The 22788-nt window shown below is 71.1% G+C and carries 20 protein-coding genes and 1 pseudogene; 11 read left to right on the top strand and 10 right to left on the bottom strand.

Features of this window, described 5'->3' with window-relative positions:
- Positions 1 to 203 precede the first annotated feature (203 nt).
- On the top strand, positions 204 to 1037 hold the full coding sequence (locus ACZ7EG_RS13580) for an HAD family hydrolase (RefSeq protein ID WP_471076700.1): 834 nt from the start codon (positions 204 to 206) through the stop codon (positions 1035 to 1037).
- Positions 1038 to 1373: 336 nt separating this feature from the next.
- Here ACZ7EG_RS13580 and ACZ7EG_RS13575 read toward each other — a convergent pair whose 3' ends face one another.
- Positions 1374 to 2198 carry a Fic family protein gene (locus ACZ7EG_RS13575; RefSeq protein ID WP_376645550.1) on the bottom strand — a complete coding sequence of 275 codons (825 nt, stop codon included), beginning with the start codon at positions 2196 to 2198 and terminating at the stop codon, positions 1374 to 1376.
- A 200-nt stretch (positions 2199 to 2398) separates the two neighbouring features.
- Complete coding sequence (locus tag ACZ7EG_RS13570; RefSeq protein ID WP_471076696.1) at positions 2399 to 3664, bottom strand: polysaccharide deacetylase family protein; 1266 nt, start codon at positions 3662 to 3664, stop codon at positions 2399 to 2401.
- A 291-nt stretch (positions 3665 to 3955) separates the two neighbouring features.
- Here ACZ7EG_RS13570 and ACZ7EG_RS13565 point away from each other — a divergent pair, with 291 nt between their 5' ends.
- The 6 genes from ACZ7EG_RS13565 to ACZ7EG_RS13540 all read left to right on the top strand — a co-directional run bounded on the left by ACZ7EG_RS13565 (position 3956) and on the right by ACZ7EG_RS13540 (position 12264).
- Positions 3956 to 6379 carry a SulP family inorganic anion transporter gene (locus ACZ7EG_RS13565; protein ID WP_471076693.1) on the top strand — a complete coding sequence of 808 codons (2424 nt, stop codon included), beginning with the start codon at positions 3956 to 3958 and terminating at the stop codon, positions 6377 to 6379.
- Positions 6380 to 6819: 440 nt separating this feature from the next.
- Complete coding sequence (gene acs, locus ACZ7EG_RS13560; protein WP_471076690.1) at positions 6820 to 8775, top strand: acetate--CoA ligase; 1956 nt, start codon at positions 6820 to 6822, stop codon at positions 8773 to 8775.
- Between the two features lie 197 nt (positions 8776 to 8972).
- Positions 8973 to 10409 carry a Na+/H+ antiporter NhaA gene (gene nhaA / locus ACZ7EG_RS13555; protein WP_471076687.1) on the top strand — a complete coding sequence of 479 codons (1437 nt, stop codon included), beginning with the start codon at positions 8973 to 8975 and terminating at the stop codon, positions 10407 to 10409.
- A gap of 121 nt (positions 10410 to 10530) precedes the next feature.
- Positions 10531 to 11019, top strand: a complete 489-nt coding sequence (locus ACZ7EG_RS13550) for a phage holin family protein (protein ID WP_030846131.1) — start codon at positions 10531 to 10533, stop codon at positions 11017 to 11019.
- Positions 11016 to 11954 (top strand): alpha/beta fold hydrolase, encoded by a 939-nt coding sequence (locus ACZ7EG_RS13545; RefSeq protein ID WP_471076683.1) that lies wholly within the window; start codon positions 11016 to 11018, stop codon positions 11952 to 11954. The genes ACZ7EG_RS13550 and ACZ7EG_RS13545 overlap by 4 nt, the downstream gene beginning before the upstream one ends.
- 127 nt (positions 11955 to 12081) lie before the next feature.
- Entirely contained in the window at positions 12082 to 12264 is a 183-nt protein-coding gene (locus tag ACZ7EG_RS13540; protein ID WP_471076680.1) for a hypothetical protein, read from the top strand.
- A gap of 54 nt (positions 12265 to 12318) precedes the next feature.
- Here the strand turns inward: ACZ7EG_RS13540 and ACZ7EG_RS13535 are convergent, their stop codons facing one another.
- The 3 genes from ACZ7EG_RS13535 to nth form a co-directional block, all read right to left on the bottom strand.
- Positions 12319 to 13518, bottom strand: coding sequence for a MarP family serine protease (locus ACZ7EG_RS13535; RefSeq protein ID WP_471076677.1), 1200 nt, complete (start codon positions 13516 to 13518; stop codon positions 12319 to 12321).
- Between the two features lie 13 nt (positions 13519 to 13531).
- Positions 13532 to 14227, bottom strand: coding sequence for an NUDIX hydrolase (locus tag ACZ7EG_RS13530; protein ID WP_471076674.1), 696 nt, complete (start codon positions 14225 to 14227; stop codon positions 13532 to 13534).
- 460 nt (positions 14228 to 14687) lie between these two features.
- Positions 14688 to 15857: an endonuclease III gene (gene nth, locus ACZ7EG_RS13525; RefSeq protein ID WP_471076671.1), complete on the bottom strand. Its 1170-nt coding sequence runs from the start codon at positions 15855 to 15857 to the stop codon at positions 14688 to 14690.
- A gap of 275 nt (positions 15858 to 16132) precedes the next feature.
- Between nth and ACZ7EG_RS13520 the strand changes: the two genes are divergently transcribed.
- Together ACZ7EG_RS13520 and ACZ7EG_RS13515 are read left to right on the top strand one after the other, a co-directional pair.
- Positions 16133 to 16807: a Crp/Fnr family transcriptional regulator gene (locus ACZ7EG_RS13520; protein ID WP_010031945.1), complete on the top strand. Its 675-nt coding sequence runs from the start codon at positions 16133 to 16135 to the stop codon at positions 16805 to 16807.
- A gap of 252 nt (positions 16808 to 17059) precedes the next feature.
- Positions 17060 to 17167: pseudogene (locus ACZ7EG_RS13515) on the top strand (nucleotidyltransferase); the annotation flags it as partial.
- A gap of 6 nt (positions 17168 to 17173) precedes the next feature.
- Here the strand turns inward: ACZ7EG_RS13515 and ACZ7EG_RS13510 are convergent.
- The 4 genes from ACZ7EG_RS13510 to ACZ7EG_RS13495 all read right to left on the bottom strand — a co-directional run bounded on the left by ACZ7EG_RS13510 (position 17174) and on the right by ACZ7EG_RS13495 (position 19583).
- Positions 17174 to 18004 carry an MBL fold metallo-hydrolase gene (locus tag ACZ7EG_RS13510; protein WP_471076668.1) on the bottom strand — a complete coding sequence of 277 codons (831 nt, stop codon included), beginning with the start codon at positions 18002 to 18004 and terminating at the stop codon, positions 17174 to 17176.
- A complete protein-coding gene (locus ACZ7EG_RS13505; protein WP_471076665.1) occupies positions 18001 to 18870 on the bottom strand; it encodes an NUDIX hydrolase in 870 nt (289 codons plus the stop codon). The genes ACZ7EG_RS13510 and ACZ7EG_RS13505 overlap by 4 nt, the downstream gene beginning before the upstream one ends.
- Positions 18871 to 18963: 93 nt before the next feature.
- Positions 18964 to 19425: a RidA family protein gene (locus ACZ7EG_RS13500; protein WP_471076662.1), complete on the bottom strand. Its 462-nt coding sequence runs from the start codon at positions 19423 to 19425 to the stop codon at positions 18964 to 18966.
- Positions 19425 to 19583 (bottom strand): DUF4177 domain-containing protein, encoded by a 159-nt coding sequence (locus ACZ7EG_RS13495; RefSeq protein ID WP_097218487.1) that lies wholly within the window; start codon positions 19581 to 19583, stop codon positions 19425 to 19427. The genes ACZ7EG_RS13500 and ACZ7EG_RS13495 overlap by 1 nt, the downstream gene beginning before the upstream one ends.
- Before the next feature lie 106 nt (positions 19584 to 19689).
- Between ACZ7EG_RS13495 and bagA the strand changes: the two genes are divergently transcribed.
- A complete protein-coding gene (gene bagA / locus ACZ7EG_RS13490; protein WP_471076659.1) occupies positions 19690 to 20667 on the top strand; it encodes an ATPase BagA in 978 nt (325 codons plus the stop codon).
- A gap of 198 nt (positions 20668 to 20865) precedes the next feature.
- Entirely contained in the window at positions 20866 to 22299 is a 1434-nt protein-coding gene (gene bagB, locus ACZ7EG_RS13485) for an ATPase BagB (protein ID WP_471076657.1), read from the top strand.
- Positions 22300 to 22416: 117 nt separating this feature from the next.
- On the opposite strand, the gene wblA is transcribed toward bagB, so the two are convergent.
- Positions 22417 to 22755, bottom strand: a complete 339-nt coding sequence (gene wblA / locus ACZ7EG_RS13480) for a transcriptional regulator WblA (protein ID WP_030846174.1) — start codon at positions 22753 to 22755, stop codon at positions 22417 to 22419.
- Between the last annotated feature and the right edge of the window lie 33 nt (positions 22756 to 22788).

Genomic DNA, 22788 nt, shown 5'->3' with positions numbered 1-22788 from the left:
CGCGCGAAGAAGGAAAAACCCACCCGGACATGCGACGACCCCCGCCGGGGGGGAGAGCGGGGGTCGTCCCCACGGCCGACTCGGGGGGGGAGGAGTCGGGCCGGGTTAGCACGGTCGCGAACGATCCGTGACTTCCATGGTGTACCCGAGAGCCTTCCCAGGCAAACCCACGCGCCCCACCTTACGCCGAATGGGCTGCCCCTATGCTCTGGGGCGTGGAAAACCACTCGTTGCCCCGCACAGCCGCCTTCTTTGACCTGGACAAGACGGTCATTGCGAAGTCGAGCACGCTCACGTTCAGCAAGTCGTTCTACCAAGGCGGTCTGATCAACCGCAGGGCCGTCTTGCGTACCGCATATGCCCAGTTCGTCTTCCTCGCCGGCGGCGCCGACCACGACCAGATGGAGCGCATGCGCGCCTATCTGTCCGCCCTGTGCCGCGGCTGGAACGTGGAGCAGGTCAAGGAGATCGTCGCCGAGACGCTGCACGACCTGATCGACCCGATCATCTACGACGAGGCCGCCTCCCTCATCGAGGAGCACCACACCGCCGGCCGCGACGTGGTGATCGTGTCCACGTCGGGCGCGGAGGTGGTCGAGCCGATCGGCGAGCTGCTGGGTGCGGACCGTGTGGTCGCCACCCGCATGGTCGTGGGCGACGACGGCTGTTTCACGGGCGAGGTGGAGTACTACGCGTACGGGCCGACCAAGGCGGAGGCCGTCAGGGAGCTCGCCGAGTCCGAGGGGTACGACCTCAGCCGCTGCTACGCCTACAGCGACTCGGCGACCGATGTGCCGATGCTGGAGTCCGTGGGCAACCCGCACGCCGTGAACCCCGACAGGGCGCTGCGCCGCGAGGCCCTCGCGCGCGGGTGGCCGATCCTGGACTTCCACCGCCCGGTCCGGCTCAAGCAGCGCATCCCCCCGTTCTCCGTACCGCCGCGCCCGGCGCTCGTCGCGGTCGCCGCGATAGGCGCCGCCGCGGCCACCGCGGGGCTCGTCTGGTATGCGAACCGGCGCCGGGCGACGGTCGCTTGACCTGTGGCGATTGCCCTTCCTGGGTGAACCCGAAAGTAAAGAAGTAGGGCCTGGACTTCCGCTCACTGCGGGGCAGGAGTACAAAGGACTCAACGGCCCGCGAGACCAAGGACATCCGAGAGGATCACCTTTTTAACGCATTTGGCCCCACGGACCGAGCATGAACACCGGGCACCCACGCGACGTCGACCCGTCGAATACGGGCCAGCCGCACCAGGGACGGGCAAAGCTCCCGACCTGATGGGCATATATCGAGGACGCTTGGTAACCCGATGCTCATGCCAGCGGCGGTACGAGAACTCGTACCGCCGCATTAATTTTCCCGGCCGGGCGATGTCACGCCGCTCCGCGCTGCAGTGCCTCGCACACCGCCATCGACTCGCGCGCCCCCAGTTCGACCGCCCTGCCGCAGTGGGCGATCCAGGCGGCGACGCCCTCCGGAGTGCCGGAGACGTACCCGGCGAGGGCCTCCAGGTACGCGTCGCGTCCCAGTTCGGCGTGACCGACCTCGGCCGCGCAGACCGACTTCGGGTCCAGCCCGCTGCCGACCAGGACGATGCGCTCGGCCGTGCGCGCGACCAGGCCGTTGTGGGACGTGAAGGGGCGCAGCGCAAGGAGCTCGCCGTGCACGACGGCGGCCGTCACCAGCGCCGGAGCCGAGCCGCCCGCGATGATCAGCCCGGCCAGTCCGTCCAGCCTGCCGTGCGTTTCGGTGGCGCTCGGCAGCGGCAGCCCGACGAGCGGCTCGTCGACCGGCTCACCCTCCTTGCGGGGCCGTCCCACCTGATCGCCCTTGTCCGCGGCGGCCACCAGGTGCAGCCGGGCCAGCACCCGCAGGGGTGACTGCCGCCAGATCGACAGCAGCTGGCCCGCCTCCGCGGTGAGCCGCAGGGCGGCACCCACGGTGCGGGCCTCGTCGTCACCACTGAAGTCCGTGCGCCGGCGCACCTCCTCCAGGGCCCAGTCCGCGCCGGACAGCGCGGCCGAGCCACGGGCGCCGCGCAGCGCGGCCTCGGAGGTGATCGCGTTGCTGCGCCGCCGCATGACCCGGTGTCCGTAGACCCGGTCCACGGCCTTGCGTACGGACTCCACGGAATCGGCCACTCCGGGCAGCGCCCCCAGGGCCGCGAGGGGATCGGCGGTCGCGCCTGCTGTACTCATGAGTACGACCCTACGCACCCCGGGGGCCCGTCCCACGGCGGAGTGGCCTTCTTCACGCGCGCGTGCGCCGCCGACGTCCGCCCGAAGAGCCACCTCCCGGCCGCCGAGACTCCGGCGCCCGCAGAGCCACCTCCCGGCCGCCGAGACTCCGGCGCCCGCAGAGCCACCTCCCGGCCGCCGAGACTCCGGCGCCCGTAGGGCTACCTCCCGGCTGCCGGAGCCCCGGGCACGCCCCTGGGTGCCGGGGCGGGGCGGTCCGACAGGAAGGACGCCCAGCCCGCCTTGGGCGCCTGGCCGACCGGCAGGGTGCTGAGCTTTTCCAGCGTCTTCGGGTCCTGGGCGTCGAGCCAGTCCACGAGCTGCCGGAACGAGACGCAGCGCACCTCCTCCTTGGTGCACACCGTCTCGATGACCTCCTCCACGGCCCGCATGTAGGTGCCGCCGTTCCAGGACTCGAAGTGGTTGCCGATGATCAGGGGCGCGCGGTTGCCCTCGTAGGCCCGTGAGAAGCCCTTGAGCAGGCCGTCCCGCATCTGATCGCCCCAGAAGTCGAACTTGGCGGGGTCGCCCTGGGTGGTGGTGCCCGACTGGTTGACCATGAAGTTGTAGTCCATGGTGAGCTGCTCGAAGGAGTGGCCGGGGAACGGCACGAGCTGCATGGAGACGTCCCACAGGCCCATCTTCTTCTTCGGCCAGACCTGGTCGTTCACGCCGCTGGTGTCGTAGCGGAAGCCCATGTCGCGGGCCGCCCTCATGAAGTTGCGCCGGCCCTCGAGGCAGGGTGTGCGGGCGCCGATGAGCTCCTTGTCGTAGTCGAAGGGCAGCGGGGAAGCGCTTTTCAGGCCGGAGTTGGTCTTCCAGGTCTTCACGAACTGCTTTGCCTGACGGATCTCGTCCTTCCAGTCCCGCACCGACCACTCGCCGACGCCCCCGCCGCTGCCGCAGAAGTGGCCGTTGAAGTGGGTGCCGATCTCGTTGCCCTCCAGCCACGCCAGGCGCAGTTGCTTCGCGGTGGCGGCGATGCCGCGGCGGTCGTTGAAGCCGATGTCGGAGCGTCCCGGGGAGTGCTGCGGCGGCCGGTACCGGTCGCGCTTGTCCTCCGGCAGCATGTAGACGCCGCTCAGGAAGTACGTCATGGTCGCGTTGTTCTTCCTGGCGACCTCGCGGAAGTGCGAGAACAGCTTCTGGCTGTCCTCGCCCGCGCCGTCCCAGGAGAAGACGACGAACTGCGGGGGCTTCTGGCCGGGCCGCAGGCGTTCGGGGCGGGGCAGGTGCGGCTGGGCCCCGGTGTAGGCGGTGGAGCCGTCTCCGATCAGCCGGACCGCGCTCTTCGGCGCCTGTGCGGGCTTCGCCTTCCGCGGGTCGGGGGTCTCTTGCCGGGGAGTGTCGGTCGCGCAGCCGGCGAGCGATGCGGCGCAGACCGCGGCGATCACGGAACCCGCGGCGATCCTGTGGGTGGCGGCCATGTTCCGCCCACCTTCTTCCTTCTCTCGGGTGCGGACAGCGCCGCCAAATTCGCACGAGACCGAGAAGGAATTAGTAGGACAAGCCGATCAAATGGCCACTTCACTCTTCAGAGCGATCTATTCACCCATTTGCCCGTAAAGTCTATGCTCACCCTTTACTCTGCATTACGATCCGTTTACCGAGCGTTGATTCATCCCGCCGATTTACGCCGTGACCGCCGCGACCGACACCCCGCCCCGAGCGGGACCCCCAGTTACGCGACCGCGCAGCCCCGGAGGAGACGGGAAACCATGTCAGCATGCGTCCCCACACGCGCCGCCGACCCGAACCGGACCGAGCGCACCCATCCGCCCCACAGTCCGCCGCCGACCGGGCCCCGCCGATTCCGGATCGCGGGTGCCGACGTGTCGGCCTCGATCGCGGTCTTCCTGATCGCGCTGCCCCTTTCCCTGGGCATCGCCCTGGCCACCGGCGCCCCCCTCCAGGCCGGCCTCGTCGCCGCCGCCGTGGGCGGGCTGGTCGCCGGGCGGCTCGGCGGCTCCCCGCTCCAGGTGAGCGGACCGGCCGCCGGACTCACCGTGGTCACCGCCGACCTCATCCAGCGGTACGGCTGGCGGACGACCTGCGCCATCACCGTCCTCGCAGGCCTCGCCCAACTGGGCCTCGGTTGCCTGCGCGTGGCCCGTGGCGCCCTCGCCGTCAGCCCGGCGATCGTGCACGGCATGCTCGCCGGGATCGGCGTCACCATCGCCGTCGCCCAGCTGCACATCGTGCTCGGCGGCACACCGCAGAGCTCCGTCCCGGACAACCTCCGCGCCCTGCCCGCCCAGTTGGCGGACATGCGCCCCGCGGCGGTGTCGGCGAGCGTGCTGACCCTGGCGCTGCTGCTGCTCTGGCCGCGACTGCCCGGCCGGGCCGGACGTCTGCTGCGCAAGGTCCCGGCGGCGCTCGTCGCCGTCGCCGGAGCCACCGCGGCCGCCGCCCTCGCCGGGCTCCGCCTGCCCAAGGTCGACCTGCCGTCCTGGAGCAACCACGCTCTCGCCGGTCTGCCCGAGGGCCCCGTGCTCGGCCTGGTCGCCGCCGTGCTCACCACCACGCTGGTGTGCAGCGTGCAGTCGCTGCTCGGCGCGGTCGCCGTGGACAAGCTGGTGGCCGGCCGCCCCGGCCTGTCGCCTCGCGTCGGGCGCTCGAACCTCGACCGCGAACTGCTCGGGCAGGGCGCCGCCAACATCGTCTCCGGCTCGCTCGGCGGTTTGCCCATCGCCGGTGTGGCCGTGCGGAGTTCGGCGAATGTGCACGCGGGTGCGGTCAGCCGGAACTCCACGATGCTGCACGGCGTTCTCGTAGTGATCGCCACGCTGCTGATGGTCCCGATCCTGGAGCTCATCCCGCTCGCCTCGCTCGCCGCCCTGGTGATGGCCGTCGGCATCCAGATGGTGTCCCTGAACCACATCCGCACGGTGACCCGCCACCGCGAAGTGTGGGTCTACGCCGTCACCACCCTCGGCGTGGTCTCCCTCGGCGTCCTGGAGGGCGTGGCGCTCGGCATCGCCACGGCCGTCGGTGTCGCCCTGCACCGCCTCACCCGCACCCGCATCACGCACGAAGAGAGGGAAGGAGTCCATCACGTACACGTCAGAGGACAATTGACGTTCCTCGCGGTGCCACGGCTCAGCCGCGCCCTGCATGTCGTGCCCCACGGTGCCGACACCGTCGTCGAGCTGGACGGGTCGTTCATGGACCACGCGGCATACGAGACGCTGCAGGACTGGCAGAGGACGCACACCGGGCAGGGCGGCACGGTCGAGATCACCGGCCGGCATCCCGGCACCCGTATCACCGAGCCCCAGGCCTCCGGCGACTGCCGTTGCCGGCCCTGGACGCCCTGGCGCAACCACCAGTGCGACGGCCCCCAGTCCACACAGCCTGCCGAGAAGAACCCGGACGGGCCGGACCGCTCCGAGCCGGACCCGACGGTCATCGGCGGAGCCAGCGGAGCCAGCAGGGCCAGCAGGGCCAGCGGAGCCAGCGGAGCCAGCGGAGCCAGCGGGCACGAACTGGCGCGTGGCATCAGCGCGTTCCAGCGCAACACCGCGCCCCTGGTGCGCAGCGAGCTGGCGCGGCTGGCGAGAGAAGGCCAGCAGCCTTCGCAGCTGTTCCTGACCTGTGCCGACTCCCGGCTGGTCACATCGATGATCACCTCCAGTGGTCCGGGCGACCTGTTCGTCGTGCGCAACATGGGCAACCTCGTCCCGCGCCCGGGCGAGGAGAGCGGTGACGACTCGGTGGCGGCGGCGATCGAGTACGCCGTGGACGTGCTCCGGGTGCGCTCCATCACGGTGTGCGGGCACTCGGGTTGCGGCGCCATGCAGGCGCTGCTCAACTCCGAGCCCAAAGGCGCCCGGAGCCCGCTGAAGCGGTGGCTGCGGCACGGGCTGCCCAGCCTGGAGCGCATGGCCGACGACACTCTGCCCCGGGGCAGACTGGCCGGGCGTTCCCCCGAGGACGCGGTCGAGCAGCTCTGCCTGACCAACGTGGTCCAGCAGCTGGAGCACCTGCGCGCCCACGACTCGGTGGCCAGGGCCATCGAGGAGGGCAGCCTGGAGCTGCACGGGATGTACTTCCACGTGGGCGAGGCGGAGGCGTATCTGCTCACCGAGACGGACGCCGGCGGCGTCTTCGACCGGGTCCGGGAGTCGGACCTGACGGCGTGAGCCGGGCGCCGGGGCGGGGTGTGCTCCCGTCCGGCACCGGATGAGGGACTGCCCCCGGCGTCTGCGGGGGCAGTCCCCAGGGCCCGCCGGGCCGGACCGCGCCCGCGAGGGCTGCCGACAGGCCCGCCGCCCGGCCCGGCCCGGCCGCAACTGCCGGCGGCGCCATCGACGCAGACGTCGCGGAGATCACCTCACCGGCGGCCGTCAAGGTCTCCGTGAACATCGCCGCCACCCCCTCGGCTCCGTCACGACACGGATGACGGGCAGCACACGAACTGAACTTTCCCTGGTCGGCGTCCGTGGGTACGGATGACCCCGGTCCCCGAATGCACCGCCCCGACAGGTCTAAACCAATCGGCGGTCGGCCCTTGTCATCGCACCCTAGGGTCTGATGAGCTGTGGCCTGGGACACAACGGACACCCTGGGAAAGGCAGATGCCGTGAGCAACGAGAGCCTGGCCAACCTGCTCAAGGAAGAGCGCAGGTTCGCACCCCCCGCCGACCTGGCAGCGAACGCCAACGTCACCGCGGAGGCGTATGAACAGGCCAAGGCTGACAGGCTCGGCTTCTGGGCCGAGCAGGCCCGTCGGCTGACCTGGGCCAAGGAGCCCACCGAGACCCTCGACTGGTCCAACCCGCCGTTCGCCAAGTGGTTCAAGGACGGCGAGCTCAACGTCGCCTACAACTGCGTCGACCGCCATGTGGAGGCCGGGCACGGTGACCGGGTCGCCATCCACTTCGAGGGCGAGCCCGGCGACAGCCGCGCGATCACCTACGCCGAACTCAAGGACGAAGTCTCCCAGGCGGCCAACGCCCTGCTGGAGCTGGGAGTCCAGGCGGGCGACCGGGTCGCCGTCTACATGCCGATGATTCCCGAGACGGCGATCGCGATGCTGGCCTGCGCCCGGATCGGCGCCGCCCACTCGGTCGTCTTCGGCGGCTTCTCCTCGGACGCACTCGCCACGCGCATCCAGGACGCCGACGCGCGCGTGATCATCACCTCCGACGGCGGTTACCGGCGCGGCAAGCCGTCCGCGCTCAAGCCGGCCGTGGACGAGGCCGTCGAGAAGGCCGGCATCGTCGAACACGTCCTGGTCGTACGCCGCACGGGCCAGGAGGTCGCCTTCGCCGAGGGCCGCGACGTCTGGTGGCACGACCTGGTGGGTCGGCAGAGCACGGAGCACGCCCCGCAGGCCTTCGATGCCGAGCACCCGTTGTTCATCCTCTACACCTCGGGCACCACCGGTAAGCCGAAGGGCATCCTGCACACCTCCGGCGGCTACCTCACGCAGACCGCCTACACCCACCACGCCGTCTTCGACCTCAAGCCGGAGACCGACGTCTACTGGTGCACCGCCGACGTCGGCTGGGTCACCGGCCACTCGTACATCGTCTACGGCCCGCTGGCGAACGGCGCGACGCAGGTCATGTACGAGGGCACGCCCGACACCCCGCACCAGGGCCGTTTCTGGGAGATCGTGCAGAAGTACGGCGTGACGATCCTCTACACCGCGCCGACCGCGATCCGCACGTTCATGAAGTGGGGCGACGACATCCCCGCCAAGTTCGACCTGTCCAGCCTGCGGGTGCTGGGCTCGGTGGGCGAGCCGATCAACCCCGAGGCGTGGATCTGGTACCGCAAGAACATCGGCGGCGACCGCACCCCGGTCGTCGACACCTGGTGGCAGACCGAGACCGGCTCGATGATGATCACCCCGCTGCCGGGTGTGACCGCCACCAAGCCCGGCTCGGCGCAGACGCCGCTGCCCGGCATCTCCGCGACGGTCGTCGACGACGAGGCGAACGAGGTGCCGAACGGCGGTGGCGGCTACCTCGTGCTGACCGAGCCGTGGCCGTCGATGCTGCGCACCATCTGGGGCGACGACCAGCGCTTCATCGACACCTACTGGTCGCGCTTCGAGGGCAAGTACTTCGCCGGTGACGGCGCCAAGAAGGACGACGACGGCGACATCTGGCTGCTCGGCCGGGTCGACGACGTCATGCTCGTCTCGGGGCACAACATCTCCACCACGGAGGTCGAGTCGGCGCTGGTCTCCCACCCCTCGGTCGCCGAGGCGGCCGTGGTCGGCGCCGCGGACGAGACGACCGGGCAGGCGATCGTCGCGTTCGTGATCCTGCGCGGTACGGCCTCGGAGACCGAGGAGCTGGTCGCGGAGCTGCGTACGCACGTCGGCAACACCCTCGGCCCGATCGCCAAGCCCAAGCGGATCCTGCCGGTGGCGGAGCTGCCCAAGACCCGCTCGGGCAAGATCATGCGCCGGCTGCTGCGGGACGTCGCCGAGAACCGCCAGCTGGGTGACGTCACCACGCTGACCGACTCCACGGTCATGGACCTCATCCAGTCCAAGCTGCCCGCCGCGCCCAGCGAGGACTGAGCACGGCACCGGCATGACGAAGCTGACGGAGGGCACCCACGTCGGGGTGCCCTCGGTCAGGGCGCACCGGCGGCGCAGACCGCCGGATGCGCACTGCCGTACGTTTACCTAAACTAAGCAAAACAAGTGCTCCATGGTGCGCCGGGAAGTCTGGTCGGCATGTGTTCCGTCCTGCCCACCGACCGGAGGTCTCCCTCGTGACCGCGCCCCGCTCCACCACCCCCCGCAAGGTCCTCGGCCGGCTGTCGCTGCCCGAACGGACGTATGTGGCGGACGCACTGCGCACCGAGACCGTCGGCGGGGTGCTGCTGCTCGCCGCCGCCGTCATCGCGCTGCTCTGGGCGAACATCCCCGCGCTGCGCGACAGCTACGAGAGCGTCTCCCACTATCACCTGGGCCCTGCCGCCCTCGGCCTGGACCTGTCCGTCGCGCACTGGGCCGCCGACGGGCTGCTGGCGATCTTCTTCTTCGTCGCCGGGATCGAGCTCAAGCGGGAACTCGTGGCGGGCGACCTGCGCGACCCGAAGGCAGCCGCGCTGCCGGTCGTCGCCGCGCTGTGCGGCATGGCCGTACCGGCGCTCGTCTACACCCTCACCACTGTGACCGGCGGTGGCTCCCTGGACGGCTGGGCCGTGCCGACCGCGACCGACATCGCGTTCGCGCTCGCCGTACTCGCCGTGATCGGCACCTCCCTGCCGAGTGCGCTGCGGGCCTTCCTGCTCACGCTCGCCGTCGTCGACGACCTCTTCGCGATCCTGATCATCGCGGTCTTCTTCACCGCCGACCTGAACTTCGCCGCGCTCGGCGGTGCCGTCGCAGGCCTGGTCCTCTTCTGGCTGCTGCTGCGCAAGGGCGTACGCGGCTGGTACGTGTACGTGCCGCTGAGCCTCGTCGTCTGGGCGCTGATGTACAACAGCGGCATCCACGCCACCGTCGCCGGTGTCGCCATGGGCCTGATGCTGCGCTGCCACCGGCACGAGGGCGAGGACCGCTCGCCCGGCGAGCGCATCGAGCACCTCGTACGGCCCTTGTCGGCGGGGCTCGCGGTGCCGCTGTTCGCGCTGTTCAGTGCGGGCGTCGCGGTGTCCGGCGGGGCGCTCGCCGACGTGTTCACCCAGCCGGAGACCCTCGGTGTGGTCCTCGGGCTGGTCGTCGGCAAGGCGCTCGGCATCTTCGGCGGGACGTGGCTGGCGGCCCGTTTCACCCGGGCCTCGCTCAGCGACGACCTCGCCTGGGCGGACGTGTTCGCGGTGGCGAGCCTCGCCGGCATCGGCTTCACCGTGTCGCTGCTCATCGGCGAACTCGCCTTCGAGGGCGACCAGACGATGACGAACGAGGTGAAGGCCGCCGTCCTGCTGGGCTCGCTCATCGCCGCGACACTCGCGACCGTCCTGCTGAAGATCCGCAACGCCGAGTACCGACGGCTGTGGGAGGACGAGGAGCGCGACGAGGACGCCGACGGTATCCCGGACGTGTACGAGGAGGACGACCCGGCGTACCACCTGCGGCTCGCCGCCGTCTACGAGCGCAAGGCCGCCGAACACCGCAGGATCGCCCAGGAGAAGGCAGCGGCGCGCCACGGGCTTGCCGAAGTACCGGGCGGGGCAGGCGAGGACCACCACCGTCCGGCATGATCTGACGAGACGGTACAAAAGACGGGACCGTACGCAGTCAGGCCGTACCCAGTCGGACGACTGCGGCGGGTCAGGAACAAGACGCGGAAAACGGACCGTACGCAGAAGAGGGAGACCCGCGATGAGCGCACCCGACGGCAGCCCGGTCGGCGCCGAACGCAGCATCGGCCAGCTGTTCGCCTCGGCGACGGCGGAAATGTCGGCGCTGGTGCACGACGAGATCGCGCTGGCGAAGGCTCAGCTCAAGCAGGACGTGAAGCGCGGCGCGACCAGCGGCGGCGCCTTCTCGGCGGCCGGCGCGGTGCTGATCTTCTCCCTGCCGATGCTGAACTTCGCGCTGGCGTACGGCATCCGCACCTGGAGCGACTGGAACCTCGCGGTCTGCTTCCTGCTGTCGTTCGCGGCGAACGTGCTGGTCGCCGGGGTGCTCGCGCTGATCGGCGTGACCTTCGCGAAGAAGGCCAAGAAGAGCAAGGGCCCGCAGAAGGTCGCCGCGTCGATGAAGGAGACCGCGGTCGTGCTGCAGAAGGCCAAGCCGCACCCGCGGCCGGAGCTCCCGCAGGACCGGGTCCCCGAGGCCATCGAGGCTGTGGCACGCTCGTCCTCATGACGGACCCCGCACCACCCCCGGCTCAACCGACCCCGGCCGTCCTCCTGGACGGCCCCTGGAGCCATCGCGACGTCGCCGCCAACGGCGCCCGCTTCCACATCGCCGAGCTGGGCGACGGACCCCTGGTGCTGCTGCTGCACGGTTTCCCGCAGTTCTGGTGGACCTGGCGGCACCAGCTGGTGGCACTCGCCGACGCGGGCTTCCGGGCCGTCGCCATGGACCTCAGGGGCGTCGGCGGCAGCGACCGCACACCGCGCGGCTACGACCCCGCCAACCTCGCGCTCGACGTCACCGGCGTCATCCGCTCCCTCGGCGAGCCCGACGCCGCACTGGTCGGCCACGACCTGGGCGGATACCTCGCGTGGACGGCGGCCGCGATGCGCCCCAAGCTGGTGCGGCGCCTGGCGGTCGCGTCCATGCCACACCCGCGGCGCTGGCGCGCGGCCATGCTGCGGGACGTCAAACAGACCCGCGCCGGTTCACACATCTGGGGGTTCCAGCGGCCCTGGATCCCGGAGCGGCAGCTCACCGCCGACGACGGGGCTCTCGTGGCGGAGCTGATCCAGGAGTGGTCCGGGCCGCGCCCGCCCGAGGACGAGGCGCTGCAGACGTACCGCCGCGCCATGTGCATCCCCTCCGCGGCGCACTGCGCGGTCGAGCCGTACCGCTGGATGGTGCGCTCCCTGGCCCGCCCGGACGGCATCCAGTTCAACCGCCGGATGAAGCGGCCGGTGCGGGTGCCGACGCTCCATCTGCACGGCTCGCTCGATCCCGTGATGCGCACCCGCAGCGCGGCGGGGTCCGGCGAGTACGTCGAAGCCCCCTACCGCTGGCGTCTGTTCGAGGGCCTCGGGCACTTCCCGCACGAGGAGGACCCGGTCGCGTTCTCCTCGGAACTCATCAACTGGCTGCGGGATCCCGAACCCGACCGGTGACCGTCCGGCCCCGCCCGGTACCGACTGGTGAACACTTGTCCGACGAACGGCCAATTGCCTGGCGCATAGGCCAATTGGACGCCCCGGGAGCGGTTATCGACCATGGGGCGGGGGCAGACGTCGGGGTATGGGCTGGACGCACGACTACAGTGACGCAACCCGCAATCGCCGCTCGGCGGGCGGTGCGAACCCCCACCATCGAAGCGGCGCACCGCAGATGGCGACCGCGGACCCCCGGGTCGGGATTCCGCGTATCCTCCGCCGCCGCGCCCGCTGGGTCACCGTACGTCTTCGCCACACACGCGACTGAGGCATCACTCGCGCGAGTGACACCCCGGCATCCGCCGCTCCAGGGCCACCGCTCCTAGAGGGCGCAGCTGTCGCTGCCCACCTGTTGGTCGGCGGCGCGCCCCTTGGTGATGTCCTCCTGGATCTCGTCCGCGGTCAGCGCGTATCCCGTCTCGGCGTCGTCGAGCGACTTGGCGAAGACGACGCCGTAGACCTTGCCGTCGGGTGTGAGCAGGGGGCCGCCCGAGTTGCCCTGACGGACGGTCGCGTAGAGGGAGTAGACGTCGCGGCGGACCGTGCCGCGGTGGTAGATGTCCGGACCGTTGGCCGTGATGCGGCCGCGCACGCGGGCGGCGCGCACGTCGTACGCCCCGTTCTCCGGGAAGCCCGCGACGATCGCGTTCTCGCCGCTGTTCGCGTCCTTCTCGGTGAACCGCAGCACGGGCGCCTTGAGATCCGGCACGTCGAGGACGGCGATGTCGCGCCGCCAGTCGTAGAGCACGACCTTGGCGTCGTACTTCCTGCCCTCGCCGCCTATCTGCACGGTCGGCTCGTCGACTCCGCCCACCACGTGCGCGTTGGTCATCACCCGACGGTCGGAGAAGACGAAGCCGGTGCCCTCCAGGACCTTGCCGCAGCTCGGGGCCGTGCCCATGACCTTGACGATGGAGCGCTGGGCGCGGTTCGCCACGGGGCTGTTCGCGAGTGCCGGGTCGGGCGGCTGGACGTCGGTGATCGGCTCGTTCGAGAACGGGCTGAAGACCTGCGGGAAGCCGTTCTGCGCGAGGACGGAGGAGAAGTCCGCGAACCAGGTGGCCGCCTGGTCCGGCAGGGCCTGCGAGACACCCAGCAGGACCTTGGAGCTGCGGACCTCCTTGCCGACGGTCGGCAGCGTGGTGCCTGCGAGGGCGGAGCCGATCAGCCAGGCCACCAGGAGCATCGCCACCACGTTGACGAGGGCGCCGCCGGTGGCGTCGAGGGCCCGGGCCGGGGACCAGGTGATGTGCCGGCGCAGCTTGTTGCCGAGGTGGGTGGTGAGGGCCTGGCCCACGGAGGCACAGACGATGACGACGACGACCGCGACGACGGCGGCGGTCGTGCTCACCTCCGCGTTGTCCGTCAGCGCGTCCCAGATGACGGGCAGCACGTAGACCGCGACGAGGCCACCACCCAGGAAGCCGATCACCGACAGGATGCCGACGACGAACCCCTGGCGGTACCCCACGACCGCGAACCACACGGCGGCGACCAGCAACAAGATGTCCAGCACGTTCACGGAGGCCACCCTGTCATGCGCGCCAGTCGAGGGGGACCTGCTTCTCGCGGTCCCAGGGCCGCTCCCAGCCCGCGAAGTGCAGCAGCCGGTCGATGATTCCGGCCGTGAAACCCCAGACAAGGGCTGATTCGACCAGAAATGCCGGACCTCGGTGGCCGCTGGGGTGAACGGTGGTCGCCCGGTTGGCCGGATCCGTGAGATCCGCCACGGGGACGGTGAAGACCCTGGCCGTTTCGTTCGGGTCGACGACTCCGACCGGGCTCGGCTCGCGCCACCAGCCGAGCACGGGGGTGACGACGAAGCCGCTGACCGGGATGTAGAGCCGGGGCAGGACGCCGAAGAGCTGCACGCCGGAGGGGTCGAGGCCGGTCTCCTCCTCGGCCTCGCGCAGGGCTGCCCGCAGCGGGCCGTCGCCGCCCGGGTCGCCGTCCTCGGGGTCGAGGGCGCCGCCCGGGAAGGAGGGCTGCCCGGCGTGCGAGCGCAGGGAGCTCGCCCGCTCCATGAGCAGCAGCTCCGGGCCGTGCGCGCCCTCACCGAAGAGGACCAGCACGGCGGACTGCCGTCCCGCCCCGTCCTCCGGCGGCAGGAACCGGCTCAGCTGCCTGGGCCGGACCGTCTCCACGGCGTGCACCACGGGGCCCAGCCAGCCGGGCAGCCCGTCCTTGCTCAGCGTCACCGGGCCACCCTGTGTGTCGCTCGCACGCGTCATCGCCACCCCCGTCGTCCTGCCGCATCCAACGCACGACGGCCCTGAGATCGTTCCGCGAACGCCCTGGATCCCCTGAACGGGCGGCGCGCCGGACTTTCGGGGCGGCGCATCGGATCCACCGGGGGGTGTGCGGTACCCCTGAGGCCGCCCAGCGAGCGCCTCCGCTCGCACACCGGGTCGCTCGGGCCGCACGCCGGGCCCCTCCGCTCGCACGCCGGGCCGCTCGGGCCGCACGCCGGGCCCCTCCGCTCGCACGCCGGGCCGCTCGGGTCATACGCCGGGACGCGCGGGTCGCGCATCGGGCCCCTCCGCCGGCAATTCGAGCCCCTCCGGGAGACGTCCTCTCCAGGGACGACGAGGGGTATCTGACGGACATCGGCCGGAGCGACGACGTCTTCAAGGCCTCCGACTACAAGATCAGCCCGTTCGGGCTGGAGAGCGCGCGGCCGGTTCGGGCGGCTCATCCGGCCCCCAGTGGCGGCGCCGGTTTGCCGCCCGCGTCCAGGTAGGCCTGTGGGGGATTCAGGCGCTGGCCGGGGAAGCCGCCCTTCTCGTATTTGAGGAGCTTCTTCGCCTTCTCCGGGTCGGTCTCGCCCTCGCCGTACGCCGGGCAGAGCGGAGCGATCGGGCAGGCGCCGCACGCGGGCTTGCGGGCGTGACAGATACGGCGTCCGTGCCAGATCACGTGGTGCGAGAGGTCCGTCCAGTCGCTCTTCGGGAAGAGCGCGCCGACGGCGGCCTCGATCTTGTCCGGGTCGGTCTCGGCGGTCCACTGCCAGCGCCGCACCAGGCGCTGGAGATGCGTGTCCACGGTGATACCTGGGCGGCCGAAGGCGTTGCCGAGCACGACGAACGCGGTCTTGCGGCCGACTCCGGGGAGCTTGACCAGGTCTTCGAGCCGGCCGGGCACCTCACCGCCGAAGTCCTCCACCAGGGCTTTCGACAGCCCTATGACGGACTTCGTCTTGGCCCGGAAGAAGCCGCACGGGCGGAGGATCTCCTCCACCTCCTCGGGGTTGGCGGCGGCCAGGTCCTCCGGGGTCGGGTACTTGGCGAAGAGGGAGGGTGTCGTCTGGTTGACCCGCAGGTCGGTCGTCTGGGCGGACAGGACCGTGGCGACGACGAGTTGGAAGGGGTTCGCGAAGTCCAGCTCGGGGTGGGCGTACGGAAAGACCTCGGCGAGCTCGCGGTTGATACGGCGGGCCCGGCGGACCAGGGCGGTACGCGACTCGTCGCCCGGCGGGTGGACGACGGTCTTGGCGGGGGCGGTGCCCTTGAGGCGGGCCGTGGCCTTCTTCGGCGCGACCGCGACCTTCTTGGCGGCGGGCGCCTTCCTCACGGCAGCGCTCTTGGAGGCACTCTCGGTGGCCTTCCCGGCGGCGGACGTATTGGAGGCGGTCTTCTTCGCGGAGGCCGCCTTCTTGGTGGACGCGGCCTTCTTCGCGGAGGCCGCCGCCTTCGTGGACCCGACCTTCTTCGCGGAGGCCGTCTTCTTCGTGGACCCCACCTTCTTCGTGGACCCCACCTTCTTCGCGGGCCCGGCCTTCTCCGCGGACGCCGTCTTCCTCACCGGTTCCGCCTTGTTCCCTTTCGTCGTTTTCCTACCGCCATCGGGGCCCTGTTCGCCCATAGCGGAATCGCGACGTACAACCACCCGCGCAGCCCCCTCGGCCTGTGCTCTCACCGGCGATTTGGACACCCGGCCAGCCTAAGGCCCGGCACCGACATCCGCCCCGGCCCCTGAAGATCGGCGCCCAATTGGACCCCTGCCGCGTACCCCGGGACACGTGTGCGGCATCCTTGTGACAGATCACACTGTTTGGACCGCCCGACAAAATGGGCACCACGGTCCCTCGGTACACGGGGGAGCAAGATCCCCTGAGCAGGTCGAATAGGAGAGAACTCGTGGACGACGTTCTGCGGCGCAATCCGCTCTTCGCGGCGCTCGATGACGAGCAGGCCGCGGAGCTCCGCGCCTCCATGAGTGAGGTGACCCTCGCCCGCGGTGACTCGCTGTTCCATGAGGGCGACCCCGGTGACCGCCTGTACGTGGTCACGGAGGGCAAGGTGAAGCTTCACCGCACGTCCCCCGACGGCCGCGAGAACATGCTGGCCGTGGTCGGCCCCGGTGAGCTCATCGGTGAGCTCTCGCTGTTCGACCCGGGCCCGCGCACCGCGACGGCCACGGCTCTGACCGAGGTCAAGCTGCTCGGCCTCGGCCACGGCGACCTCCAGCCCTGGCTGAACGCCCGCCCGGAGGTGGCCACGGCGCTCCTGCGCGCCGTCGCGCGCCGACTGCGCAAGACCAACGACGCGATGTCCGACCTCGTCTTCTCGGACGTCCCGGGCCGCGTCGCCCGCGCCCTGCTCGACCTGTCGCGCCGGTTCGGCGTGCAGTCCGAGGAGGGGATCCACGTCGTGCACGACCTCACGCAGGAGGAGCTGGCCCAGCTGGTCGGCGCGTCCCGCGAGACGGTCAACAAGGCCCTCGCGGACTTCGCCCAGCGCGGCTGGCTCCGTCTGGAGGCCCGCGCGGTGATCCTCCTGGACGTGGAGCGCCTCGCCAAGCGCTCACGCTGACGCGCACCCTGCCGGTACGTCATCGGGCCCCGTCTCCTCACGAGACGGGGCCCGACGTCGTCAAGGAAGCGGAAAGCGCGCCCCAGGAGTGCTCTGCTCGCGGCACGGTGAGCGCATGACCGGCAGCGCTGCACATCGCCCGGGAATCGACGCGCGGGGCTTCCTCACCCGGGTGGGCACTCTCGCGCGCGTGCCCCCGGCCTTCCGTCCGCTCGTCACCGCGACACGCGACCGGCCGGCCGACGTCTTCGGGAACCGGCCGGAGACGCCGCCGTGCTCGCGGCGTACGTCGGCGATCTGGGCCCCTGGCTCGCCGGGGAGTACGCGCGCGTGCACGGCGTCAAGGCACCGCGTGCGTGAGGGGCTCTAGATGAGCCCGTGTTCTTCCAGATAGTCCATCTGCGCCCGTACCGAGAGTTCCGCCGCCGGCCACAGGGAGCGGTCCACGTCGGCGTAGACGTGGGCGACGACCTGCGTGGGGGTGCGGTAGCCGTCCTCCACGGCCGTCTCGACCTGGGCGAGGCGGTTGGCGCGGTGGGCGAGGTAGTACTCGACGACGCCCTGGGCGTCCTCCAGGACCGGGCCGTGGCCCGGCAGGACCGTGCGGACGCCGTCGTCGACCGACAGGGAACGCAGGCGGCGCAGGGAGTCCAGGTAGTCGCCGAGGCGGCCGTCGGGGTGGGCCACGACCGTGGTGCCACGGCCGAGGACCGTGTCGCCGGTGAGGACCGCCCGGTCGGCCGGGAGGTGGAAGGACAGGGAGTCCGTGGTGTGGCCGGGGGTCGGTACGACGCGCAGTTCCAGCCCGCCGGTGGTGATCACGTCTCCGGCGGCCAGGCCCTCGTCGCCCAGGCGCAGGGCCGGGTCGAGGGCACGCACGCACGTGCCGGTCAGTTCGGCGAAGCGGGCGGCGCCCTCCGCGTGGTCGGGGTGGCCGTGGGTGAGCAGGGTGAGGGCGACGCGCTTGCCGGCCTGCTCGGCCGTGGCGACGACCCGGCGCAGGTGCCCGTCGTCCAGCGGCCCCGGGTCGACCACCACGGCCTGGTCGGAATCCGGCTCGGAGACGATCCAGGTGTTGGTGCCGTCCAGGGTCATGGCCGACGCGTTGGGGGCCAGGACGTTGACGGCCCGCGCGGTGGCGGGCCCCGAGAGGACCCCGCCGCGGGGCTGGCCGGGAAGGGCGCTTGCGTCCGTCATGCGGTGGCTCCACCGGTCGGAATGTGCTTGGTGAACTCGTCGTGGCCCGGCCAGGAGAGCACGATCTCGCCGTCCACCAGGCGGGCGGTGGCCAGGACGGGCGTGAGGTCACGCCCCTGGGCTGCGTCGAGTGCCCCGGCGGCCGTCTCGTACGCCGTCAGCTGGCGCAGGGTCGCGATCGTCGGCGGCATCATCAGCAACTCGCCCTCGTCGTACCGGGCCGCCGCCTCGCGCGGGGCGATCCACACCGTGCGGTCGGCCTCCGTGGAGGCGTTGCGGGTGCGCTGCCCCTCGGGGAGCGCGGCCACGAAGAACCAGGTGTCGTAGCGGCGGGCCTCGAACTCGGGGGTGATCCAGCGGGTCCAGGCGCCCAGCAGGTCGGAGCGCAGGACCAGGCCGCGGCGGTCCAGGAACTCCGCGAAGGACAGGTCCCGGGCGACCAGGGCGGCTCGGTCGGCCTCCCAGCCGGCGCCCGTGGTGTCACCGACGACCGAGTCGTGGGCCGGCCCGGCGAGCAGCACGCCCGCCTCCTCGTACGTCTCCCGTACGGCCGCGCAGACGATCGCCTGGGCCGCCGTCTCGTCGACGCCGAGCCGCCGGGCCCACCACGCGCGCGTGGGGCCCGCCCAGCGGACCTGATGGTCGTCGTCGCGCGGGTCGACACCGCCGCCCGGATACGCGTACGCGCCTCCGGCGAAGGCCATGGAGGCGCGTCTGCGCAGCATGTGGACGGCCGTGCCGCGGCCGGTGTCCTTCAGGAGCATGACGGTGGCCGCGCGTTTGGGGGCCACCGGCGTGAGGGTGCCGGCCGCGAGTGCGCGGATGCGGTCCGGCCACTCCGGGGGGTACCACTGACCGTTCGCCATGGGCGCGAGGCTATCCCGTGACGGGCGGATGTTCGAGTGGCCCCCGGGGACGGATTCCGCAGCTGGGACCCGTTGAAGGGGCCCTGAAGGGAGTTACGCGAGTTCCACCTGGATCTCGACCTCGACCGGCGCGTCCAGCGGCAGCACCGCGACGCCCACGGCACTGCGCGCGTGCACGCCCTTGTCGCCGAGGACCTCGCCGAGCAGCTCGCTCGCGCCGTTCAGCACCGCGGGCTGGCCCGTGAAGTCCGAGGCAGAGGCCACGAAACCGACGACCTTCACCACGCGCGCGATGCGGTCCAGGTCACCGGTGACGGACTTCACGGCGGCCAGGGCGTTCAGTGCGCACGTACGCGCCAGCTCCTTGGCCTCCTCCGCGGTGACCTCCGCACCGACCTTGCCGGTGACCGGAAGCTTGCCCTCCACCATCGGGAGCTGCCCGGCGGTGTAGACGTACGGGCCGGACTGCACGGCCGGCTGGTAGGCGGCGAGCGGCGGAACCACGTCGGGCAGGCTCAGGCCGAGCTCGGCGAGCCTCGCCTCGACGGCGCCCACTACTGCTTCTCCCGCTTCAGGTAGGCGACGAGCTGCTCGGGGTTGTTCGGCCCGGGCACGACCTGGACGAGCTCCCAGCCGTCCTCGCCCCAGGTGTCCAGAATCTGCTTCGTGGCGTGGACGAGCAGCGGCACAGTCGAGTATTCCCACTTGGTCATGCGGCCGACTCTAGCCCCTGGCGGGCGGGGGCCACGCGGCCACCACCGCACCGGTTGTCCACAGCCTCCCGCGTAGCCCGGGCGCGGACTGGTTAGGCTCGAATACGTGAGCAGGCTCCAGGTCGTCAGCGGCAAGGGCGGTACCGGCAAGACCACGGTGGCCGCGGCCCTAGCGCTGGCCCTGGCCACGGAGGGGAAGCGGACGCTTCTCGTCGAGGTCGAGGGCCGTCAGGGCATCGCGCAGCTCTTCGAAACGGAAGCGCTGCCTTATGAGGAACGGAAAATCGCGGTAGCACCCGGGGGCGGGGAGGTGTATGCCCTCGCCATCGACCCCGAACTGGCCCTTCTGGACTACCTCCAGATGTTCTACAAGCTGGGCAGCGCCGGACGGGCCCTGAAGAAGCTCGGCGCGATCGACTTCGCCACCACCATCGCGCCCGGCCTCAGGGACGTCCTCCTGACCGGCAAGGCGTGCGAGGCGGTGCGCCGCAAGGAGCGCAGCGGGCGGTTCGTCTACGACTACGTCGTCATGGACGCCCCGCCGACCGGTCGGATCACGCGCTTCCTGAACGTGAACGACGAGGTCGCCGGCCTCGCCAAGATCGGCCCGATACACAATCAGGCGCAGGCCGTGATGCGGGTGCTGAAGTCGCCGGAGACGGCGGTGCACCTGGTGACGCTGCTGGAGGAGATGCCCGTCCAGGAGACCGTGGACGGCATCGCCGAGCTGCGCTCGGCCCGGCTGCCGGTGGGACGGATCATCGTGAACATGGTCCGGCCGGAGGTGCTGGACGAGACCGACCTGGAACTCCTGCGGTCGATCCCGCGTTCCACTGTCGCGCGGTCCCTGTCGTCCGCGGGGCTCGGCGGGGCGCGGCGCGGCGGGCACGCCGAGCGGCTGGTGGACCCGCTGCTCACGCAGGCCGAGGAGTACGCCGAGCGGTACACGCTGGAGCACGAGCAGCGTGCGGTCCTGGCCGAGCTGGGCCTGCCGCTGCACGAACTGCCGCTGTTCGCCGAGGGCATGGACCTGGCAGGGCTGTACGAGCTGGCCCGCGAGCTGCGCGAGCAGGGCGTGTCATGAGCCGGCGCGTACAGGCACGAAAGCAGGGCGTGTCATGAGCCAGCAGGGACAAGCACGGCAGGGCGTGTCATGAGCCGGGACGTAACGGCACGAAAGCAGTGCGTGTCATGAGCCGGCAGGGACAAGCACGCGAGCAGGACGTGTCATGAGCGAGGACAGTCAGGCAAGGCCCGTCATAAGTCGGAAGCAGGGGATGTCATGAGTCGTCCGGACCCGGCCCACACCCACGATCCGGCCCGCCCGCACCTCACCCCCGCGCGCCTGCTCGACGTCGACCCGCTGCTGGAGGACCCGAAGACCCGGATCGTGGTGTGCTGCGGCTCGGGCGGGGTCGGCAAGACGACGACCGCGGCGGCCCTGGGGCTGCGCGCGGCCGAGCGGGGCCGCAAGGTGGTCGTCCTGACCATCGACCCGGCCCGCAGGCTGGCCCAGTCCATGGGCATCGACTCCCTGGACAACACCCCGCGCCGGGTGAAGGGCATCGACGACGCCGCGGGCGGCGAGCTGCACGCGATGATGCTCGACATGAAGCGCACCTTCGACGAGATCGTCGAGGCGCACGCGGACCCCGAGCGGGCGGCCGCCATCCTGGGCAACCCCTTCTACCAGTCGCTCTCGGCGGGCTTCGCGGGCACGCAGGAGTACATGGCGATGGAGAAGCTCGGGCAGCTGCGCGCCCGGGACGAGTGGGACCTGATCGTCGTCGACACCCCGCCGTCCCGCTCGGCGCTGGACTTCCTGGACGCGCCCAAGCGGCTCGGCTCGTTCCTGGACGGCCGGCTGATCCGGCTGCTGACCGCGCCCGCGAAGCTGGGCGGCCGGGCCGGGATGAAGTTCCTGAACGTCGGGATGTCGATGATGACCGGCACCCTCGGCAAGCTGCTCGGCGGTCAGCTCCTCAAGGACGTCCAGACGTTCGTGTCCGCGATGGACACCACCTTCGGCGGCTTCCGTACCCGCGCGGACGCGACGTACAAGCTGCTCCAGGCGCCCGGTACGGCGTTCCTCGTGGTCGCGGCCCCGGAGCGGGACGCGCTGCGCGAGGCCGCCTACTTCGTGGAGCGGCTGGCCGCGGAGGACATGCCGCTGGCCGGTCTGGTGCTCAACCGGGTGCACGGCAGCGGCGCCGAAGGGCTGTCCGCCGAGCGGGCGCTCGCCGCCGCGGAAAATCTTGAAGAGCCCCGCATTGTGGATCAGGAGGACGGGAAAGCAGTACTTCGTAACTCCCCCGACGCACAGGACAGTTCAGACTCTCCCACGCCCGGAACACCAGCTCGGCCATCGGCTCCCGAGGGTGGCTCCCCCACCGAACACGCCGAAAACGCCGGGGACACCGAGGCCACCGGGGCCACGACGGAGCACACGGATCACCCCGAGCGGTCCGTCGACCGGTTCACGGCAGGCCTGCTGAGGTTGCACGCCGATCGCATGCAACTGCTCTCCCGTGAGCAGCGCACGCGTGACCGCTTCACCGCGCTGCACCCGGAGGTGGCCGTGACGGAAGTCGCCGCGCTGCCCGGTGACGTGCACGACCTCACGGGACTGCGCACCATCGGCGACCGGCTGGCGGCCGACGCGCGCGAGCTGCCCGACCGCGCCGACCAGCCGGAACCGCCCGAGGCGACTGCCTGAGGGCAACCCGGCGGAGACGTGGGACGCCTGAGCAACGGTCGAGAACTCGCGGGTGATGGCGAAGGGCCCGGAGAGGGCCCTCAGACCTGGTCCTGGGGAGCTCCCGAGAGGGACTCCTCAGCTCACCGCCGCGTAGTTCTCGTAGATCTCGTCGTCGTCGAGGGGCAGAACACCGCACCCCCGCTCGTACTCCGTGCGCGCCGTCTCCAGCAGCCGGCGCCAGGAGGTCACCGTGGGACGCCTGCGCAGCAGTGCGCGGCGCTCCCGCTCCGTCATGCCTCCCCACACACCGAACTCGACGCGGTTGTCGAGCGCGTCGGCCAGGCACTCCGTGCGCACCGGGCATCCGGTACACACCGCCTTGGCCCTGTTCTGCGCCGCTCCTTGAACGAACAGTTCATCCGGATCGGTAGTGCGGCAGGCCGCCTGCGCACTCCAGTCGACTACCCAGCCCATACCGGCGCCGTCCTCTCCCGAATCGAGGCTCCC

The sequence above is a fragment of the Streptomyces sp. NPDC037100 genome (genome assembly GCF_055606225.1).
This window is presented reverse-complemented; position numbering and strand designations above follow the sequence as displayed.